A 19,544-nucleotide genomic window follows, 5' to 3' on the forward strand; every position below is an offset into this window, starting at 1 on the left:
AAAATCCCCCTTGGAATCTCCAAAAATCGCACTTATGCCTCAGTTGATTATAACGTTTTCGCATACAAGATTATTATAAACGAGCATCTAAGAAAATACAATAAGAAACTTCCCACCTATTTGCACTGAGGATAGACACTCCTGTCCCAGTAGTGGTCTTTAGACATCTCGTTGTCGTTCAGGTTAAAATACTGATGGCTCAATATCTCCTGCCCATCCTGTGTAACAGGATCATCCCACGTGGCATCAACGTGATAGTATCTACCACCCACCTCTACTATGTTCCAAGCGTGGTTTTGTGTAGAGGAACCGTCTTTAGCTGTACCTGTGACGATTATCGTGTTGATGCCCGCCATGTTGAGGAGCATATGCATGGCGGCAGCGTAACCCTGGCACACTCCTGTGCCCTTTACCAAAACGCCATACGCCGTGTAGGATTCTTCTGGAACGGTATTATTTAAAAAGTTATCATAGTCGTATTGCGTATGCGTAACTATGTAATCGTGTATTGCCAGTTCCTTTTCGTAATCCGTCATACCGGGCTTTACAATCTGACTTATTATGTCATGAGCCTTGCTGATTGTCTCTTTTATCTCTTTTTCTCCTATGCCATAATCAAACTTTATATAGTAAACATCCCCCACAGAACCGTATTCGATACTTGACGCGTACATATCGTGTTGAAGGAACAGATTTACTACATTCTCATTTTTTATTTTATAACCATCAGCGCTGTTTAAATATATTTTATCAACACCGTTCATTAGAGCTGATACAATGACCTTTTTTAAATCATCATACGAGTTTATAACATAGACATCTTTTGAATCCACATTTGATTGCAAAACCAACAGAATGCCACCATTTGTCATCAACCTGTTTACAATGACCATGGCCTGCTCTCTAGTCACATAGCCTTTAGGATCAATTCTGTTACCAGAAACGCCCCGTATTATGCCCATATGATTCAAATAGAGAAGCGGTCCTTTAGCCCAGACGGATATGTCCTTATCATCAGCAAAATCAGAAACATAAGATGAGTATTTGTCATAATCAAATTCCCCTGGCGCAAGTTTATCTAAGAATCTCACAATCATAACAGACATCTGTTCCCTGGTCACAGGGTTTAATGCGCCAAATGTGTTATCGCCATATCCTTTTATTATCCCAAGCTCATAGGCTTTTTCTATGTAATCTCGATACTCAGGCGCATACCTATCAGTAAAAGGATAAGCGTCCTCACCGGTTTGAACAGCAGATGAGCCTGGTGCAAAAAAATCGTAGGCTTTTACAAAGAGCATGGCGGCCTCCTGCCGGGTCAATGGCTTTTGATAATCGCTGAAAAAACTGCTATCAGCATAACCATTATCTTTAAACCACTCCACTTCCGCTAATGCCCAATTGCTGGGCCTGGAATCCGCTGAATACGCTGGTAGGAAATGTAAGGCGGTAAATAAAAAGGATGTAATGGACAATATGTATAATATTATCTTCATTATCTTTGATGACATCGCATTGTTTTTCCTCCTTGTTTAAGTTTCAGAACATATTTGGCAATTAATCGCCGATTCTATTCCGCTAACATAAAAAGTAATTTATCACACCTCAGCTTAGTAATTAAAAAGCGGAGTCAGGCTTGCTTCCGGCTCCGTTTGTTGCAATGATTAGTGCTAATCAACCCCCGTAACGGAATTTCACCGTCTAGGTCGTGCGCATGCCGCGTACACCTAAAAAGAGCCCTCTTTAACGAGGGCTCTTTTTACAAATTATTTTAATGTAATACTATTACACATACCTTACCATTATCATTCAGATAGTAATCTACTGTTGCGTCTTTAGTCACATCTCCTAGTCCTTTAACGCTATAAGTACCATCGCTGTTCTTCTGATAAATCATTACATTGTTGTCCATAAGGAGCTTCTGACCATTTGAGAATGCCACTTTATAATTTGTCGTATCTATGTCACTTACTGTTACACCCGATACTGCTGTTGCTACTGCTTTACCAATTACTTTATTGTTAGCATCAAATGTCAGCTTATAGAATGTATTCTTGCTGAAATCAGATGTTGTATATCTCGTTGAATCATATGTCTTTTCTACGCCGTTTTCATCGACATAAATTCTTACACCACCATCAATTGCTGCATAAGTCTTTACAAGAACTGTCTTGGTAGTTTCAGCAGTTGTCGATGTATCAGCATTTGTAAACAAAGCAGCTTTTACTACATGGTACTCATCTGCTACCAACTGAACCGTATTTGTCGATCCATCTTTTATGTCGGATAATTTAATCACACTATATGAGTTGTCACTAGTTTTTTTGTTGAATAACACTGTGTTGCTATCTACATAATAAGTAGTGCCATCAATAACTATTCTATTATTTGCCGAGTATACAGTTGCACTTACTGATGAAACTCCTGATGGTGCTTCTATACTATTAATCTTACCATCGCTATTTACAGTATAGTCTACCAAAACACCAGAGCCTACACTTACATTGTATACATTATCGTATACTGCACTCATTACTACTGTGGTACCATCTGATTTAAACAATTTAATCTTAGAATCCCACGCATTATTTAAATCCGATAACAACGCCACAGCATAATAGGTTGTAGTAGTAGTACCAGATGCCTGATATACGATATTGTTATCCTTATCTAGAACCCAAGTTCCCTCTGTATTAACAGCAGGTACACTAATACCTTTTACTGTATATTTCGTACCATTTACTACAATGAAATCAGGACCTGCCTCTGTTACTTTACCGCTGACTGTATTCCTTACCACAAGGATTGTTATCTTATTACCATCAATGCTTGTGCCATAGTATATAATATCATTGGCTTTGATATCTGTTACTTTTGATACAGCTCCTTTGACAATTATCGTCTTAGAAGGATCAATAGACAATGAAGTTGTATTGTTAATGTACTTATCACTACTTGTCACATCTTTTGCCACACGAACAGCTTGTGAACTAAACGAATTGTCCACAATCATATAATCATAACCCGTTGTACCATCATTATTTATAAGTGTAACATTAGCACCTGCATATACTTTCTGGTTTGTTCTCACATCTTTAAATGTGGTTTTTACACCATTATATACAACAGGAGTACTATCACCCACCGTGACAGTCTTGAGTGTATCACCATCTTTGTAATATACTGTATTGCCGACAGAGTTGTCACTCTCTGTAAATGTCAATACATCACTGTCAGATGTATCAACACTTTTAACTCCAACTATCTTTTTCGAATTATTGCTTACATAAACCTCTACTTTTTTACCTAAATAATTATTCAAATCTATTGCTGTTGCAACACTACCTTTATCCGTATTTACATTTCCTGCTGATACAGATGAATCAACATCCGGTGTCGCTAAAATCGTGTACGTAGCAGTTGAAGCCAGTTTGCTTAATAACACATTGTCACTGTCTACTTTATTCCCATTGCTATCTGTTTTCGCTATCTTTGCATTGTTTAACGCATTGTACAATAATTTAGCTACATCACCGCGTGTAGCAGGAACACCGTTAACTATCTCTACGTCACCAATAATTCCTTCTTCATCAGCTTTTGCTGTATAAGCAACAACCAGATCAGCATAAGTTTTCGCTGATGCAATATCATTGTCGTTGTAGCCCAGCGCCCTAACCAGCATGATCAATACTTGATCATACGTGACATTGTCGTTGGGGCCAAATTTGCCATTGCCATAGCCCTTTACGATTCCCTTTGATGCAGCCACGTTTACATAACCAGCAAACCAATCGCTTGGTTTAACGTCACTAAACTTCTTTACGGATTTAGAAAGATTAGCTGCATTGTTCAGGTTTAGCGCTCCAACGATCATCTTGGCAACTTCAGCTCTGGTTATATTTTTATCCACGCCAAAGGTGCCACCAGGATAACCGTTGACTATGCCCAGGGATGTCAGTGTGTTGACTGCCGTGGCATAATCCGTGCCATTTACGTCTGGATATGTGGACGTATTGGTGTCAGCAAAGGCAAATACCATCATGGAGCTTAACACCAAGGCCACGGTCAACACGAAAGCAAGAGCTTTCTTAAAACTCCTCATGCCAAAATTCCTCCTTTTTTGTGTGATTTTATGTACCGAAGGGGATGAGTCCCCTCATACGCTTACGATTATATCACCCACTTTTTCCATAGTCAATAATTGTTACATATCTGTAATATTATTGTAAACTATGTTATCTATTTAGCGCTGCAGCTATAAATTCCCTGAACAGGGGATGGGGTCTGTTGGGCCGGGATTTAAACTCAGGGTGGAACTGAACGGCCACAAACCAAGGATGGTCCTCCAGCTCTATCATCTCCACAAGCCTCTCGTCAGGAGATAGACCGGATATGATCAGCCCCGCCCTGGCGAGCCTTTCTCTAAACTGGTTGTTGAACTCATACCTGTGCCTGTGCCTTTCGTATATGATCTCATCCTGATATGCCTGGTAGGCTTTTGTGCCTTCCTTTACCTTGCACGGGTACAATCCCAGCCTCATGGTACCTCCCAGCTCGTCTATATCCTTTTGCTCAGGCATGATATCTATAACAGGGTACGGCGTATTAGGATCAAACTCAGTGCTGTTAGCCCCTTTAAGCCCTGCGGCGTTTCTGGCTACTTCTATAACGGCACACTGCATACCCAGGCAAAGGCCCAGATAAGGCACCTTGTTCTCCCTGGCATACCTTATAGCCGCGATTTTACCTTCCACGCCTCTATCGCCAAAACCTCCCGGAACGAGGATGCCTGATACGTCGCTTAAAAGCTGTGCGGCGTTGCTGTCAGATACCTCTTCGGAGTTGATCCACTTTATGTCCACATAGGCGTCATTGGCATATCCGCCGTGGTTTAGCGCCTCCACCACCGATATATACGCATCGTGAAGGCCCACGTATTTGCCTACCAGTGCGATCCTGACTCTTTTTTTCAGGTTCTTTATTTTCTCTACCATCTGCTGCCACTCGGTCATATCAGCCTCTCCGCACTGGAGGTGTAGCTTGCTGCACACAATGTCGTCAAGCCCCTCTTTCTCCAGCATAAGGGGTATCTCGTAGAGGTTATCAGCATCCAGGTTTTGAATGACGGCTTTTGGCGACACATTGCAGAACAAGGCTATCTTGCGCTTTATATCCTCGGACATAGGGTATTCTGTCCTGCAAACGATGATGTCAGGCTGTATCCCTATACCTCTGAGCTCTTTTACACTGTGCTGCGTGGGCTTGGTCTTGAGCTCTCCTACCTTACCCAGATGGGGAACCAGCGTCACGTGGATGTAGAGCACGTTGTCTTCGCCTTCTTCCAGCCCCACCTGCCTTATGGCCTCAAGAAAAGGCTGGCTCTCTATATCCCCTACCGTGCCCCCTATTTCTGTTATCACCACATCTACCTGGCGTTCTTTAGCCACCCTGTGAATCCTCTCTATGATTTCGTTTGTTATATGGGGTATGACCTGAACAGTAGCACCAAGATAATCCCCTTTTCGCTCCTTGGTGATCACAGACCAGTAGACTTTACCTGTGGTGACATTACTATTTTTGGTCAGGTTCACATCTATAAACCTCTCATAATGTCCCAGGTCCAAATCGGTCTCAGCGCCATCGTCAGTCACAAATACCTCACCGTGCTGATACGGGCTCATGGTACCCGGGTCCACATTTATATAAGGATCGAATTTCTGTATGGCAACGCTCAGCCCTCTGTTCTTCAAAAGCCTCCCCAGCGATGCCGCCGTTATCCCTTTACCCAGTGATGAAACAACTCCACCTGTCACAAATATATACTTTGCTCCGTTCATTTCTATCCTCCTGCCTTCGCTGTTTACTTAGAAATCCTCAGTAAAGATTTTAGATATTTTACAGCATACTGAAGCTGGTTATCCACCAACACCGGATTTTTCAAAGCTTCAATATCCTTATTTATAGCGTCATAGGTGTTTTTATCCAACACATTGGTAGCCTTTATTCCCTTTGCTTTTTGATAGCTGTTTAAAGCTTTTAGGGTGTTTAAAGTAAATTCATCGCTCATGTTTCCGCTATAATAGCCCAGCACCTTAAGCCTTTGCTCCAGAGCGTAAACAGCCAGCTTTCTATCACCCACCTTTAAAGGGGCGTAATCAAAAGGAGCCAGCCACGAAGTGTCTAATGGCTCTTTTACCACAGGATCAGCTACCTGTATGTTGGGGCTTATGCCCTTCCCATTTATGTCTCTGCCAGAAGGGGTTAAATACCTGGCAATAGTCATCTTTATAGCGCTGCCGTCATCTAGCGAAATCACGGTCTGGACAACGCCTTTGCCAAAGGTTCTCGTGCCAATAAGAATTCCTGCTTTCCTGTCTTGTATGGCCCCTGCCAGGATCTCAGCGGCACTGGCCGTATTGCCGTTTATTAAAACCGCCAGCTTAAAAGGCACGCTGGTCAAATAAGAATAGTACACCTCAGAGGGCGCATTTTTATAAACCACCGAGACGATTTTGCCCGAGGGCACAAAATACCTGGCCACGTCTACAGCCGATGAAAGCAGCCCTCCTGGATTATCCCTCAAATCCAACACCACTGCCTTTATCCCCCTGGCTTTAAGGTCCTGCACCGCTTTGCCCATAAATTCCCCGGCATTTTCGTTAAATTCACTTAGCCTTATATATCCCACACCGTCTACGACCTTGTACTCCACAGGGTTTATTTTTATCTTGCTCCTTATAACCTCAAAGGTCAAAAGGCTGTTGACACCCGGGCGTTGTACCATCAGCTTTACTTTGGTGCCCTCCTGTCCCCTTAAAAGCGCTGCCGCCTGGTCCAGCGTCATCCCCGACACGCTTTTGCCGTCAATGCTGACTATGTAGTCCCCTACTTTCATCCCGGCTTTTTCCGCCGGCGAATCCTTAAAAACCGAAATCACCGATATATAGGTGCCCTTCTGCTCTATCTGTATCCCTATACCCGTGTAGGTGCCTGAGGTCTGATTTTCAAACTGAATCAGTTCGTCAGGCGTAAAGTAATCGCTGTAGGGGTCCAGGCTCTGAAGCATACCCTTTACAGCAGCAACAGTAAGCTTATCAGAGCTCACATCGTAGGGATAGTAGTCTTGTATGAACCCCATCACATCGTTTATAAACGAAATGCTGTCGCCATAACCGGATGCGGCAGCAGAAGTATTGGCTTGAGCATATCCAGTTACCGTCGACATGATCATAAACGCTATTACCAGTATTGACAACAAATACTTTTTCATAAAAGCACCCCTTTACATATAAAAAGCGGCTTTATTGCCGCTATACCTGTTCTTTCAGCACAACTACCTGCATCTTTTCTGGCAATACGCCTTTTGAAATCACCAATTCGTCCATAAACTGGGCGTCTCCGATGAGATTTAAAAATTCGTCTACGGGCTTTATCGGAAGATTATACTCCTTGTGCTTTTTGGTCTCTTCAGAGCTGTAGTGCATAGGTATAACTATCTTGGGGTTTATCTGCTTGGTTACGTAAACCGCCTCGTCCGGTTCTATGGTGAAGTAGCCGCCTACAGGTATCATGAGCACATCCACAGGCCCTATAGCCTGCAGGTCGTCAAAGGATAAGATGTGGCCTAAGTCGCCCATATGGCACACGTTGATGCCTTCCAGCCCCTTAAACACGTATACATTGTTTATACCTCTTATGGCACCCTTTTCCTTATCGTGAAACACCTGTACTCCCACGATGTCCACGCCCTTGACGTTGTGATCTCCAGAGGTGGTCACAGACTCAGGGTTTCCTTTTATCCCTTCAATGTAATTATGGTCAAAATGGCCATGGCTTGACGTCACGATGTCAGCGTAAATCTCGGGCATAGAAAAGCCTAGCGAGCTATCAAAAGGATCCGTCACGATCCTCTTACCGTCTGCCTCAATGTAAAAACACGAGTGAGCGATATGCTTAATTTTCATAACTTACCCTCCTCACATTCTCTCGGGCGCTGTAATCTTCAAAAGATCCAGGCCGTTTTTTATAACCGTCTTGACAGCAAGGGCAAGGGCAAATCTGGCTTGCAAAAGAGGCTGTTCCTCTCCTTTTACCCTGCAGGTGTTGTAGAAATTGTGAAACAATCCGGCCAGATCCAAGAGATAGCGGGTGATCCTGTGTGGCTCCAGGTTTTGAGCTGCCAGCACTACCTCTTCAGGGTAATCCGCCAGCTTTCTCATAAGTTCCCACTCCACTTCTTGCTTTAAAAGGCTGAAGTCGATTTTTTCAACGCTTTCCAGCTCTACCCCTTCCTGCTTCAGTATGCTTTCCATGCTGCAGATACGGGCATGGGCATACTGAACGTAATATACGGGATTGTCGTTGGACTTTTCCACAGCCAGGTCCAGGTCAAAGTCCATCTGACTGTCGGCAGACCTCATGGTAAAGAAAAACCTGGCAGCGTCCTTTCCTACTTCATCTATCAGGTCGATGAGGGATATGGCTTTGCCTGTCCTCTTGGACATCTTCACCACTTCTTTGCCTCTAACCAACCTTACCAGTTGCAAGATGATGAATTTAAGCCTGCCTGGATCTATGCCCAGTGCTTTCATCGCAGCATGCATTCTGGCCATATGGCCGTGGTGGTCTGCGCCCAGCACTGTTATGACCCTTTCAAAACCCCTATCTACAAACTTATCTCTGTGGTAGGCAATATCAGAGGCCAGATATGTGGGAATACCGTTAGACCTCACCAGTACCTCGTCTTTAGGTGCCCCGTACTCCGACGCCTTAAACCACAAAGCGCCGTCTTTCTCGTAAGTGCTGCCATTGGCTTTTAGCGTCTTTATCACGTCGTCTACTTTACCGCTGTCGTAAAGAGATTGTTCTGAAAACCAGACGTCGTAATTAATGCCATATGCCTCAAGGTCTGATTTCAGCTTTTGCACATTTTTCTTTAAAGCGTAGTCACACAATGCCTTTCTACGCTCCTCAGGTGGCGCATCGAGGTACCTGTCGCCAAACATATCTTTAAATTCTTTAGCCCGCTCTACGATGTCTTCGCCGTGGTAACCGTTCTCAGGTATCTGAGCAGGTCTGCCGAACAGCTCAAGGTACCTGGCTTCCAGCGATAATGCAAAATTTTCAATCTGGTTGCCCGCATCGTTTATGTAAAATTCCCTGGTGACATCGTGTCCTGTGGCTTCAAGCACACTGGCTATGGCATCGCCAATGGCGCCGCCTCTGGCGTTTCCCATGTGCATAGGACCTGTGGGATTGGCGCTGACGTACTCTACCTGAACTTTTTCCCCTTTGCCTATATCGCATCTGCCGTAATCAGGCCCTTCCTTTAAAATAACAGGCACCACATCGTATACCCAATCCCTCTTGAGGTAAAAGTTTATAAACCCAGGTCCCGCCACGTCTACTTTTTCGACCTTTTCTTCGTCGATATATTTGGCAATGGCCTCAGCTATATGCCTTGGATTTTTCTTTAGCACGCTGGCAATGCGCATGGCCACGTTGGTGGAGAAGTCGCCAAAATTTTTATCCCTGGGCACTTCAATTTCTATCTCAGGAACCTCATCAGAGGAAATCACACCGTCAAAAGCGGCTTTGTTTACAGCTCTTTTTATGGAGTTCACAAGCCCGTTCTTTATTTCCATTATAAGGTTTTTCATCAATTTACCTCCCTGACAGTTACATGGATTTTATTGGTGGACACTATCCTGTCATCCACATCCAGAAGGTATTCCACGTACAGTTCTCCGCTGGTATCGGTAAAATCTACGCGCAATTTTTTTGAGATGACATTTATGTCCATCTCACCGTAAGGGGTGCTGTATTCTGCCACGTGTTTTTTATCCTCCTCAAACACCATCCTGGCCCCATTGTTCCCGTGCCTGAACATGACCACTTTTTCAGGCTCAATTTTTATAGTGGTGCTGGTGCCTTCCATACCCGAAAGCTGCGATTCGTCGTAATGAATGTAGTAGTTATTGCCTTTCTTATAGAAATTCCCTTCCGTGATAAGCTCTATGGTGTCTTTGCTGTCTTCCACCTGATGAACGCCTCTTATGGTTATTATGGCTTTCTTGTTCATAAAACTCCCTTTCCATTATTTTCTCATCAATACTGTTCTATGTCAACCAGTTTAATACCCGATACAGGCCTTTTTAAAAAATTTTTTCCAATTTCCTCAAATTTCTCCGGGTTGTCGCTGACAAAGTACCTGTACTCAGGTACGGCCTGTCTTTGAGCGCACAACCCCATCTCGCTTAATCTCTCTTTAACCATTAAAGCGGTCTCCCGAGCCGGGTTGACCAGCGTCACATCCCCCATAACCTTTGATATAGTATTCATAAGAAGCGGATAATGGGTACAACCTAAAACCAATGTATCCACTCCGCTTTCTTTCAAAGGCTTTAAATACTCTCTTGCCACCATGTAAGCCACTTCAGTATCAGCCCACCCTTCTTCCACTAGCGGCACGAAAAGGGGGCAGGCCACGCTCTTTATATCTATAGAAGGGTCCAGCGCCTTTATAGCTTTTTCATAAGCGCCGGATAAAATTGTCCTCTCTGTTCCTATTATGCCCACTTTTTTGTTCCTGCTGGCATTTACAGCAGCCACGGCCCCAGGCTCTATGACTCCAAAAACAGGTATATCAAATTGGGCCCTCACATCTTCAAGGCTGGTGGCGCTGGCGGTATTGCACGCGATAACTACCGCCTTTACGCCCTGGCTGAGCAGAAATCGCGTGTTCTGAAAGGAATACTTGGTAACAGTCTGCTTTGATTTGCTGCCATAGGGCACCCTCGCTGTATCCCCAAAGTAAACCAGGCTCTCTTCTTTCAGCACGTCCATGAGCTCTTTTACAACGGTCATGCCTCCCACGCCTGAGTCAAATACTCCTATCGGCCTTAAATCCATTATCTATCCGTCTCCCGTCTCTTTATCGCCAGTTCTATTAGCTTATCCAGCAGCTGACTGTAAGGTATACCCGAATAATCCATGAGCTTGGGGTACATGCTTATTCTGGTAAAACCGGGAATGGTATTGACCTCGTTTACGTAAACCTCAAGGGTCTCTCTGTCTACAAGGAAATCCACTCTCGCCATACCCTCGGCATTTACCGCCCTGAAGGCCCTGGCAGCCAGTTCCCTTATCTCAGCTACTTTACGATCGCTGAGTTCAGCAGGTATAAGCAGCCTGGAATTATCCCCATCCAGGTATTTGGCTTCGTAATCGTAAAACTCTTTTGACGGTATTATCTCACCAGGGTATGATACGATGAGCTCGTCATCGCCCAGCACAGCGCATTCCATCTCCCTGGCGTTTATAAACTCCTCGACAATTATTTTTTTATCATATTTGCCCGCTTCTTTCAAGCCAAAAACCAATTCTTCCCTGTTATGCGCTTTGGTTATACCTACACTGGAGCCCATATTGGCAGGCTTTATAAAGCACGGATAACCGAATCTTTTCTCTATATCGTCGACCGCCTTTTCTGCCTCGCTGCTCCTCAGCGATATAAAGTCGGCGTGGGGCAACCCCGCCTGCAAAAAAAGGGAATTGGCCACAGCCTTATCCATGGCACACGCAGAGCCTACAACCCCAGAACCCACATAAGGTAGCCCGGCCAATTCCAGAAGGCCCTGGACAGTACCGTCTTCTCCGTTGGGCCCGTGCAACACAGGAAAAACCACATCTATGCTCAACGTGACATGGCTATCATCCTTGATCACCATAATCCCCTTTACCGACGGATCGGGTGGAATAAATGCCTTTTCAGCGTATTTAACCCACTCACCTGGCCTTATATTCTCAGTATCGCCTTTATATAAATACCACTGTCCGTCTTTATCTATCCCAAGAGGGATTATGTTGTACTTCTCTTTAGACAAATTCTTGATCACTGACATGGCAGACATTATGGATATTTCATGCTCACCGGATTTTCCTCCGAATAACACTGCTACGTTTAATTTTCCCATATATATCCCCTCCCAACTCTCCCAACTATATAGATTTTAAGTCTATACTTGATTTTATTCAATAGCTTTTTTAAAAGAACAAACAAAAATAGCGGAATTAAAATCCGCTATCTTTGTGGGCATGGTGGTTTTAACTATCTATCGTATCCAACCTGTTGCTGCTGGGCAAGAGCTCTTTCTGCTCTCTCTATAGCCAGTTTTACAAGGTTACCGCAATTTCGCGACGATACCGCCCCCCAGCCTTCGGTTCGAACGATGTCTTCAACGCCAAGTTCTTTTGCCAGCTCGTATTTCAACGCGTCTGACATGATACTTCGGCGCCTCGACACATTAAAACCCCCCATCGTTAAATTAGGCCCACACTTATTATCACATGGTAAGGTCGCCTTTATACGTCTTTACCTGCTGTAACACCTTTACCTCTTTTCCTGTGCTGGCGTCGATGTACACATAAAAGGTATCGCCAGCATGCGTCCCCTTAAATTCGTACGTCAAAACTTCTACTTTATTCTCAAGGGGTATTACCGCAAGCCTGGAAGACTGTACCTTCAAATTTCTGCTGAGCTTTTTCATAGCTTCTTCTTCTGTTAGTTTAGGCGGCTTTAAATCCCTGTCTCTGTGGTTCATGTAATAGCCTTTGGCATCAAATCCCACCACTTCCCCGTTGTCCAGGGCAACTTTGACCTTTACCATATCAGGGTAGATTATAGCACCGCTCTGAAGAGGCACAAAGTTAAATATAGCCGTATTTTCGTACTTTTCTGAATAAGCAGACGCCATGTTTTTAAAACCTCTTTTTGTCAGAAAATCCAAGGCCTTTTTCTCCGCTTGAGGCAAGGCCAGGCTCGCCTTGCCGATAGCCCTCTGGTTGAGCATCCATATCACGTGGCCACCCTTTTTGCTGACATTTACGGCGATGCCATCCCCTGCGCTGCCCGCGGTGTGCACCACAAAGCCGTACGAGGCAAATGTAGAGTTATTGGCTCTATACGCATCCACAGATCTCACATTTCCTGACCCTATAAAGTCCACGGCGCTGGTCCTGGCCTGGCTTTGGGTCACATCAGGGCCTGTCAAACCCTTGGGCGGCACGTTTTCCAGGTGAGCGGAAAAGGGGCCGTCGTATATCAGTTGAGGATAGCTGGCCACCTGCTTTTCTACATTAGCTATACCTGTGTTTACTATGTCCCTGTTGTTTGTAGATGTAAAAGGCATCATAGCCCGCTTTATGTTCCCTGAAAACGCCCATCCTCGCACAGCTACATCGTTTCTAAGCTTTTGAAGCTCTGCAGTTATATCTGCAGCCCTTGCGTGAAGGTCTTTTATATTCTTTACGTCTTTTGAGTCCAGCTTTTGCCCCGAAGCCTGTTTTTTCATCAGGGTGCTGGCGTAATCCCCCACCTGTGACAAAAACTTAGATGTATTTATAGTAGAAATTGCCCCTAGGGGAAGCTGGCTCAAATTAGCCTGAGCCGCATAAGCCTGCCTCCACGTATCCGAAAGGAGATTTATATTTTGGCTGGTGGAATCAGCCACCATAAGCTTGGCCAGGTTTGACTGCACGCTTTGGACGTGATCCACCAGCTCGTAAAAGGACCTCTGGTACTGCCCTTCCAGATACCTATAGTAAAACATCTTATCTGAATACTGGTACCACGCGATAGCTGCCAGAATCAGCAATACCGCCAGCCCCGCGATTCTCCTTGTCCATCTGCTCATACATATACCTCCTCACTTGGCAAAAACGTGGTCGCCTATCTGGGTCATTATAACCCTGCTCCACATCCACGGGTTGACAGGCTTACTGGGATTCCAGAAAAAAACCGCTCCACCTGTGGGATCCCAGCCTGCCATGGCGTCCTCTGCAGCCCTCAGGCTATCAGGAGATATGTCCGTCCATATCTGGCCGTTGGACACCGATTCAAAGGCTCCAGGTTGATATATCACCGCAGGTATGGACTTAGGGAAGGAAGGATTCATGACCCTGTTTAACACCACTGCTGCTACAGCTACCTTACCTATGTAAGGCTCTCCCCTGGCTTCGCCGTTTACCAACCTCGCCAGCAGCCAGACATCTCCCCTGTCAGAATAACCCCTGGACTGAGCATATCCTGTTGTCTCAATAAAATCCCGCACCCTCCAGGTCTTGTTATTTATGTAAAACATATAACATGCCAGCGTCAGCACAAGGATCAATGCCAATGCTATCATGCGCTTTTTGCCCAATGCCATACATCTTCATCCTCCTTAAACTTTTATATAATTTTATATTTATTCTCTTCTTTAAATAACATTTTTATGCGATTCACAATAATATAGCTCGTGAATATGCTATTACTGAAATACTTTAATGTCAGGAGGATAGCATATGGACAGGTATATGCAACACGGATGGAAACTGGCCCATGCTTATGTGCCTTTTCAGACATATACAAAAAGCTATAGCCCTGAGCAGGCTCTAAAAAGGGGAACGATGTTCCCTGAGCTGGATATGCCTTACGTTGAAGAAAAAAAGAGGGGTGATGGCTAATGGATATGCTGAAAAAAATTCAGGAACTGAGCTTTATGGCCATAGAACTCACCCTCTACCTGGACACTCACCCCCACGATCAAAACGCCCTGGCTCACTACAATATAATAACGCAGCAGTTGAACGCGCTAAAACAGTCCTATGAACAAAGGCACGGTCCATTTATCGCCTACGGCTTTAGCCCCAGCGCCTACCCATGGCAGTACATCAACGAGCCCTGGCCGTGGCAGATCGAATATTGATATAAGGAGGGACGAACATGTGGGTGTACGAGAAAAAGCTAGAATATCCCGCTAATGTATGCAAGCCCGATGTGAAGATGGCAAAATTCCTCATAGCCCAATACGGAGGACCTGACGGAGAGCTGGCAGCTGCCCTCAGGTATTTAAATCAGAGGTATACCATGCCTACAGGGCAATCCATCGCCACTCTGACGGATATAGGAACTGAAGAACTGGCTCACTTGGAGATAATAGCAACTCTCGTCTACAAGCTCCTAAAAGGAGTACCCGTGGAGGAGTTAAAGAGACATGGCCTGGGCGAACACTACACTGAACACGACAGGGCTTTATTTTATTCTGACACCACGGGGATGCCCTGGACGGCCACATATATACAGGCAAAAGGAGACCCTATAGCTGATCTTCACGAAGATATGGCAGCAGAAGAAAAGGCCAGGTCTACTTACGAACACCTTATAAACCTCACCGACGATCCATGCGTGAAAGATACCTTAAGGTTTTTGAGAGAAAGGGAAATAGTCCACTTCCAGCGCTTTGGAGAGACACTGGACCTGGTGCAAGAAGAATTGGAGAGAAAAAAGTTCTATTAAAGAAAAAGAGAAGCTGCGTAAAGCAGCCTCTCTTTTTATACCGCAGCATCTCCTCTTTCCCCTGTCCTTATCCTTATGGCTTCAGCTATTTCGTACACAAATATTTTTCCATCGCCGATATTGCCCGATCGAGCCACTTTAATAACTGCCTCTATAATTTTATCCACTTCTGAATCTTTTACAACAAGCTCTAATTTTATTTTGGGAAGAAGATTTATGTTAATTTCAACTCCACGATAGTATTCTGTTTTACCCTTTTGCAAACCACATCCCATAACCTGGGATACAGTCATACCTTTTACTCCCAAACTATTTAATGTGTCCTTGAGCTCTTCAAGCTTTTCAGCCCTGACAATACATTCAATTTTTTTCACACCATTTCACACCCCTTTTTAGGATCAGGTTGGTAATCATTCTAATCACTTTACGACCTAAGATTTAATTACAAAGTCACCATATGCTGTTGCGCCATGTTCTACAATATCCAGTCCTTCTATCTCTTCTTCTTCGGAAACCCTCAAACCAATGGTTGCTTTGATTATACTAAAAAGTATCAAAACTGTCAATGTAGTCCATACAAATGTAGCCGCAACACCCATAAGCTGGATTAAAAATTGTCTAATACCTCCGCCATAGAATAGCCCAGTGCCAGTTGCAAAAAAACCAACCATCAACGTACCAAACGCGCCACATACTCCATGTACTGAAATTGCACCTACCGGGTCATCTATTTTAAGTCTTTTGTCGATAAACTCAACAGCCACTACAACCAAAATACCTGACAAACCACCTATTATCGCAGCACCAAATGTATTTACCGCCGCAGCACCTGCCGTTATTCCAACCAAACCCGCCAATGATCCGTTTAATGTCATACTGACATCAGGTTTTTTATATTTCACCCATGTAAAAATCATTGCCATAACTGCACCCATTGCCGCCGCTAGATTGGTATTGACAGCAATATCCCCAATTTTCTCATCCAAACCAGAAAGAGTACTACCTGGGTTAAATCCAAACCAGCCAAACCACAAAATAAATGTTCCCAACGCTGCTAACGTGATGCTATGGCCAGGTATTGCATTGATCTTTCCATCTTTAGTGTATTTCCCAATTCTTGGCCCAAGCATCATAGCACCAATCAAAGCGGCCCAGCCGCCAACAGAATGGACAACTGTTGAACCTGCAAAATCAACAAAACCTAATTTACTCAACCAGCCACCGCCCCAAGCCCAATGTCCTACCACCGGATAGATGATAAGAGAAATAACCGCACTATAAATACAATACGCAGAAAACTTTGTTCTTTCTGCCATAGCACCAGAAACAATTGTTGCAGACGTTGCCGCAAATACTGTTTGAAATATTAAAAATGATGTTAGAGGAATTTTAAGCCCTAGGTGTTTGAAAGAATCACTAAAGAAAAATCCTGATGTTCCAATAAAACCACCCACATCTTTACCAAACATTATAGCAAAGCCTATAAGCCAAAAAATAACCGAGCCAATCGCAAAATCCATAAGATTTTTCATGACAATATTGCTTGCATTTTTTGCCCTTGTAAAACCGGCTTCAACCATTGCAAAACCAGCCTGCATGAAAAATACCAAAAATGCTGTTATCAATACCCATACATTATCTACCGCAACTGCAATTTTATCAGGAGTAATTTGATCTGCAGCATACGCAGCATTAAATGAGAATAGAATAAAGAATAACATAATAATGAGAACAAAAGTTAACTTAGGTCTACTCATTTATGAAACCTCCTTAAAATATTTAGATTTTAAAAAATGTCTAAAATTAAAAAAAGCAAAGACACTTTTAAAAAGCGCCTTTGCTTTTTCCTTTATTCTATATATATCTATATATTATAAGTTCTTGTTCTTAATTTTAACAATCTTTTTTAACTTTGTCAATACATAATCATTCATAATAGTCTTGTCCCAGCACCTTAATGTAATTGGCATAGGGATCTTCCGTACCCTGAAGCTGGCACTTTTCGCTTTTTAAAGCCTTTATATAGTCTATGATCTCCGCGGTTATCCTCTCGCCGGGGCAAATCACCGGTATGCCAGGGGGATATGCCATTACCATCTCTCCGCTTATCTCCCCTTCCGCATCTTCCAGTTTCACCACCTTCTTTCTGCTGTAGTAAGCGTCCCTGGGCGACACTATGAGATCAGGCATAATAGGGCTTCTCGTAGCGTTTTTAATCTCATGGCCTATGTGTTCTGACGCGATGCCCCTTAAACCGTCTACCAGTTTAGCTATAGATGTTTCATCGTCTCCAAGGCTTACTATGGCCAGTATATTGTAGAGGTCCGCCATCTCCACCTGTATATCGTATTTCTTTCTCAGAAGGGATTCCACCTCAAAACCCGTAAGGCCAAGCCCCATGACGTTCACGCCCAGCTTGGTTTCGTCAAAGGCGAAGCTGCCTGGCGTACCCGTCACCTCCTTGCCAAAAGCCCTGAGCCCTGGTATCTGGTTTATCTTGTCCCTGGCTTCCCTGGCCAACCGCAACACCTCTGTGAGCATCTCATATCCTCTTGTAGCCAGCTGTTTTCTCGCTACATCCAGCGATGCCATAAGGACGTAAGAAGCACTGGTGGTCTGGGTTAGATTTAAAACCGATTTGACATACCCGGGATCCAGTCTATCCCCTTTAAGCAAGAGCAAAGAGCTCTGGGTCATGGAACCCCCTGTCTTATGCATACTCACAGCGCTCATATCCGCACCAGCTCTCATGGCGCTTACGGGGAATTCCGGATGAAACCCCATGTGAGCGCCATGGGCCTCATCCACCAGGACCATCATATCGTTTTGATGGGCAATTTTTATAATTGATTCCAGATCCGACGCCACCCCATAATAAGTAGGATTTATGACAAAAACAGCCTTAGCGTAAGGATGTGCCTCAATAGCAGCTTTCACACTGGACACACTCATACCCATGGCTATGCCCAACTCTCTGTTTATCTCAGGTTGCACGTATACGGGTATAGCGCCGCTTAAAATGATACCGCCGATGGTAGACTTGTGGGCATTTCTGGGTATTATTATTTCATCGCCGGGCTCACAGGCGGCCATAATCATGGCTTGTACGCCACTGCTGGTCCCATTTACTAAGAAATAAGCGTAATCAGCGTCAAAAGCATCGGCAGCCAGCTCCTGGGTTTCTTTTATGACTCCCACCGGATTGCACACATTATCCAGGTCTTCCATGCCGTTGACATCTATCCACATCAGGTTTTCTCCTACGTAATCTGTAAACTCTTTAAGTCCTTTGCCGTGTTTATGTCCCGGCACGTGAAAGGCTACCGTCTGTCTTTCCCGATACCTCTTGAGGGCATCAAATAACGGCGTCTTATTTTGATCAAGTCTGTACATGTATCCGCCCCTTTCCTTTAAATAACGTATTAATTACAGCACAACTTTTGTGTAATTGCAATACTTTTTTTTATTTATTTTAGGGCTAAAAAGTGTATAAAAATAAATAAGACAGGCATTCAGCCCGTCTTACTTTAATGCAAATCTAATAGAATTGGCAAAGGCGTTAATAGTCTGTTCTATGACCTCGTAAATTTTAAACCTGAAAACCACCTGGTGGTTTTTTTCTTCATCTATCATATTCAGTTGTTCCTTGGTGAGCACCTTATTTAAATTTTCCTCCGCCTGAGCACTGGTCAACCCATGGGTAATATCCGTAAAGCACAGAGGTGGAAACATGACACACCACCAGTTTTTCCCCTTGCCATTGCCTAAAACTACCCTTAGCGCCTGGTAATTGCCTGGCGGAAGAACTATCGGGCCGTAGCTCTTGATGGGAAAATCAAACCTGCCAAATTGAACCTTTGCCCTGTAATTCATGCCGTTGTCTTTAAGTACTTTATTAGCTATGCGCTCTATGTAACCTAAATTGCTCTCTATAGTCTTCTTCGCCTTATCCAGGCTGTAATTTCCTTCGAACTTTGGATCCATAGCCTTTATGATGGCATCCCTTACCTTGAGCTTTACAGCTTGGTCAACGGCTGAGTCGCTGTTTGCTATTACGTGAAGCCTTATTAGCCTGTTAGCTATATCCGCCTTTTCTGCCCTATAGGAGCTGTACTGAAAACCTATCGTTACTATTATCGTTAACATCAATACCAGCGCCAGCTTTTTCATCTTAATCCCCCCGGTTACTATCGCTAAAATAATTATT

19 protein-coding genes are annotated in these 19,544 nt (G+C 44.1%); 3 read left to right on the top strand and 16 right to left on the bottom strand.

What is annotated here, in order from left to right; all coding sequences use genetic code 11:
* Positions 1–116: 116 nt before the first annotated feature.
* The 12 genes from CALPO_RS14250 to CALPO_RS0109205 form a co-directional block, all read right to left on the bottom strand.
* Positions 117–1,511 (bottom strand): S-layer homology domain-containing protein, encoded by a 1,395-nt coding sequence (locus CALPO_RS14250; RefSeq protein WP_051585944.1) that lies wholly within the window; start codon positions 1,509–1,511, stop codon positions 117–119.
* Positions 1,512–1,771: 260 nt separating this feature from the next.
* Complete coding sequence (locus CALPO_RS0109155) at positions 1,772–4,102, bottom strand: S-layer homology domain-containing protein (RefSeq protein WP_026487038.1); 2,331 nt, start codon at positions 4,100–4,102, stop codon at positions 1,772–1,774.
* A 133-nt stretch (positions 4,103–4,235) separates the two neighbouring features.
* A complete protein-coding gene (locus CALPO_RS0109160; protein WP_026487039.1) occupies positions 4,236–5,837 on the bottom strand; it encodes a CTP synthase in 1,602 nt (533 codons plus the stop codon).
* Between the two features lie 23 nt (positions 5,838–5,860).
* On the bottom strand, positions 5,861–7,270 hold the full coding sequence (locus CALPO_RS0109165) for a S41 family peptidase (RefSeq protein WP_026487040.1): 1,410 nt from the start codon (positions 7,268–7,270) through the stop codon (positions 5,861–5,863).
* 40 nt (positions 7,271–7,310) lie between these two features.
* Positions 7,311–7,964 carry an MBL fold metallo-hydrolase gene (locus tag CALPO_RS0109170; RefSeq protein WP_026487041.1) on the bottom strand — a complete coding sequence of 218 codons (654 nt, stop codon included), beginning with the start codon at positions 7,962–7,964 and terminating at the stop codon, positions 7,311–7,313.
* A gap of 12 nt (positions 7,965–7,976) precedes the next feature.
* Positions 7,977–9,659: an arginine--tRNA ligase gene (argS, locus tag CALPO_RS0109175; RefSeq protein WP_026487042.1), complete on the bottom strand. Its 1,683-nt coding sequence runs from the start codon at positions 9,657–9,659 to the stop codon at positions 7,977–7,979.
* The gene (locus CALPO_RS0109180; RefSeq protein ID WP_026487043.1) at positions 9,659–10,081 is read right to left on the bottom strand and encodes a DUF1934 domain-containing protein; all 423 of its coding nucleotides are present in this window, start codon (positions 10,079–10,081) and stop codon (positions 9,659–9,661) included. Before CALPO_RS0109180 ends, argS begins: the two co-directional genes overlap by 1 nt.
* Positions 10,082–10,107: 26 nt before the next feature.
* The gene (gene murI, locus CALPO_RS0109185) at positions 10,108–10,911 is read right to left on the bottom strand and encodes a glutamate racemase (protein WP_026487044.1); all 804 of its coding nucleotides are present in this window, start codon (positions 10,909–10,911) and stop codon (positions 10,108–10,110) included.
* Positions 10,911–11,975 carry a D-alanine--D-alanine ligase family protein gene (locus CALPO_RS0109190; protein ID WP_026487045.1) on the bottom strand — a complete coding sequence of 355 codons (1,065 nt, stop codon included), beginning with the start codon at positions 11,973–11,975 and terminating at the stop codon, positions 10,911–10,913. The genes murI and CALPO_RS0109190 overlap by 1 nt, the downstream gene beginning before the upstream one ends.
* Positions 11,976–12,109: 134 nt before the next feature.
* A complete protein-coding gene (locus CALPO_RS0109195; RefSeq protein ID WP_026487046.1) occupies positions 12,110–12,304 on the bottom strand; it encodes a small, acid-soluble spore protein, alpha/beta type in 195 nt (64 codons plus the stop codon).
* Between the two features lie 40 nt (positions 12,305–12,344).
* Positions 12,345–13,694, bottom strand: coding sequence for a germination protein YpeB (ypeB, locus tag CALPO_RS0109200; protein WP_035172514.1), 1,350 nt, complete (start codon positions 13,692–13,694; stop codon positions 12,345–12,347).
* A 12-nt stretch (positions 13,695–13,706) separates the two neighbouring features.
* Entirely contained in the window at positions 13,707–14,207 is a 501-nt protein-coding gene (locus CALPO_RS0109205) for a cell wall hydrolase (RefSeq protein WP_026487048.1), read from the bottom strand.
* 136 nt (positions 14,208–14,343) lie between these two features.
* Between CALPO_RS0109205 and CALPO_RS14475 the strand changes: the two genes are divergently transcribed.
* From CALPO_RS14475 to CALPO_RS0109220, 3 genes are read left to right on the top strand one after another with little or no spacing between them, the layout of a single operon-like run.
* Complete coding sequence (locus tag CALPO_RS14475; protein ID WP_084295243.1) at positions 14,344–14,505, top strand: spore coat associated protein CotJA; 162 nt, start codon at positions 14,344–14,346, stop codon at positions 14,503–14,505.
* Positions 14,505–14,747, top strand: coding sequence for a spore coat protein CotJB (locus CALPO_RS0109215; protein WP_026487049.1), 243 nt, complete (start codon positions 14,505–14,507; stop codon positions 14,745–14,747). The genes CALPO_RS14475 and CALPO_RS0109215 overlap by 1 nt, the downstream gene beginning before the upstream one ends.
* Before the next feature lie 17 nt (positions 14,748–14,764).
* Positions 14,765–15,337, top strand: coding sequence for a manganese catalase family protein (locus tag CALPO_RS0109220; protein ID WP_026487050.1), 573 nt, complete (start codon positions 14,765–14,767; stop codon positions 15,335–15,337).
* A gap of 35 nt (positions 15,338–15,372) precedes the next feature.
* Here CALPO_RS0109220 and CALPO_RS0109225 read toward each other — a convergent pair whose 3' ends face one another.
* The 4 genes from CALPO_RS0109225 to spoIIR form a co-directional block, all read right to left on the bottom strand.
* On the bottom strand, positions 15,373–15,711 hold the full coding sequence (locus CALPO_RS0109225) for a P-II family nitrogen regulator (protein ID WP_026487051.1): 339 nt from the start codon (positions 15,709–15,711) through the stop codon (positions 15,373–15,375).
* A gap of 57 nt (positions 15,712–15,768) precedes the next feature.
* Entirely contained in the window at positions 15,769–17,058 is a 1,290-nt protein-coding gene (locus CALPO_RS0109230; protein ID WP_407638230.1) for an ammonium transporter, read from the bottom strand.
* Positions 17,059–17,263: 205 nt separating this feature from the next.
* A complete protein-coding gene (locus tag CALPO_RS0109235; RefSeq protein WP_026487053.1) occupies positions 17,264–18,730 on the bottom strand; it encodes an aminotransferase class I/II-fold pyridoxal phosphate-dependent enzyme in 1,467 nt (488 codons plus the stop codon).
* A gap of 129 nt (positions 18,731–18,859) precedes the next feature.
* A complete protein-coding gene (spoIIR, locus tag CALPO_RS0109240) occupies positions 18,860–19,507 on the bottom strand; it encodes a stage II sporulation protein R (protein WP_026487054.1) in 648 nt (215 codons plus the stop codon).
* Positions 19,508–19,544: the final 37 nt, after the last annotated feature.

This window comes from Caldanaerobius polysaccharolyticus DSM 13641, from assembly GCF_000427425.1.
GTDB lineage: Bacteria > Bacillota > Thermoanaerobacteria > Thermoanaerobacterales > Caldanaerobiaceae > Caldanaerobius > Caldanaerobius polysaccharolyticus.

Coding starts and splice junctions, on each gene's coding strand:
- CALPO_RS14250 (WP_051585944.1), bottom strand. CDS start 1,511: ATGTCATCAAAGATAATGAAGATAATATTATACATATTGTCCATTACA.
- CALPO_RS0109155 (WP_026487038.1), bottom strand. CDS start 4,102: ATGAGGAGTTTTAAGAAAGCTCTTGCTTTCGTGTTGACCGTGGCCTTG.
- CALPO_RS0109160 (WP_026487039.1), bottom strand. CDS start 5,837: ATGAACGGAGCAAAGTATATATTTGTGACAGGTGGAGTTGTTTCATCA.
- CALPO_RS0109165 (WP_026487040.1), bottom strand. CDS start 7,270: ATGAAAAAGTATTTGTTGTCAATACTGGTAATAGCGTTTATGATCATG.
- CALPO_RS0109170 (WP_026487041.1), bottom strand. CDS start 7,964: ATGAAAATTAAGCATATCGCTCACTCGTGTTTTTACATTGAGGCAGAC.
- argS (WP_026487042.1), bottom strand. CDS start 9,659: ATGAAAAACCTTATAATGGAAATAAAGAACGGGCTTGTGAACTCCATA.
- CALPO_RS0109180 (WP_026487043.1), bottom strand. CDS start 10,081: ATGAACAAGAAAGCCATAATAACCATAAGAGGCGTTCATCAGGTGGAA.
- murI (WP_026487044.1), bottom strand. CDS start 10,911: ATGGATTTAAGGCCGATAGGAGTATTTGACTCAGGCGTGGGAGGCATG.
- CALPO_RS0109190 (WP_026487045.1), bottom strand. CDS start 11,975: ATGGGAAAATTAAACGTAGCAGTGTTATTCGGAGGAAAATCCGGTGAG.
- ypeB (WP_035172514.1), bottom strand. CDS start 13,694: ATGAGCAGATGGACAAGGAGAATCGCGGGGCTGGCGGTATTGCTGATT.
- CALPO_RS0109205 (WP_026487048.1), bottom strand. CDS start 14,207: ATGGCATTGGGCAAAAAGCGCATGATAGCATTGGCATTGATCCTTGTG.
- CALPO_RS14475 (WP_084295243.1), top strand. CDS start 14,344: ATGGACAGGTATATGCAACACGGATGGAAACTGGCCCATGCTTATGTG.
- CALPO_RS0109215 (WP_026487049.1), top strand. CDS start 14,505: ATGGATATGCTGAAAAAAATTCAGGAACTGAGCTTTATGGCCATAGAA.
- CALPO_RS0109220 (WP_026487050.1), top strand. CDS start 14,765: ATGTGGGTGTACGAGAAAAAGCTAGAATATCCCGCTAATGTATGCAAG.
- CALPO_RS0109230 (WP_407638230.1), bottom strand. CDS start 17,058: ATGTTATTCTTTATTCTATTCTCATTTAATGCTGCGTATGCTGCAGAT.
- CALPO_RS0109235 (WP_026487053.1), bottom strand. CDS start 18,730: ATGTACAGACTTGATCAAAATAAGACGCCGTTATTTGATGCCCTCAAG.
- spoIIR (WP_026487054.1), bottom strand. CDS start 19,507: ATGAAAAAGCTGGCGCTGGTATTGATGTTAACGATAATAGTAACGATA.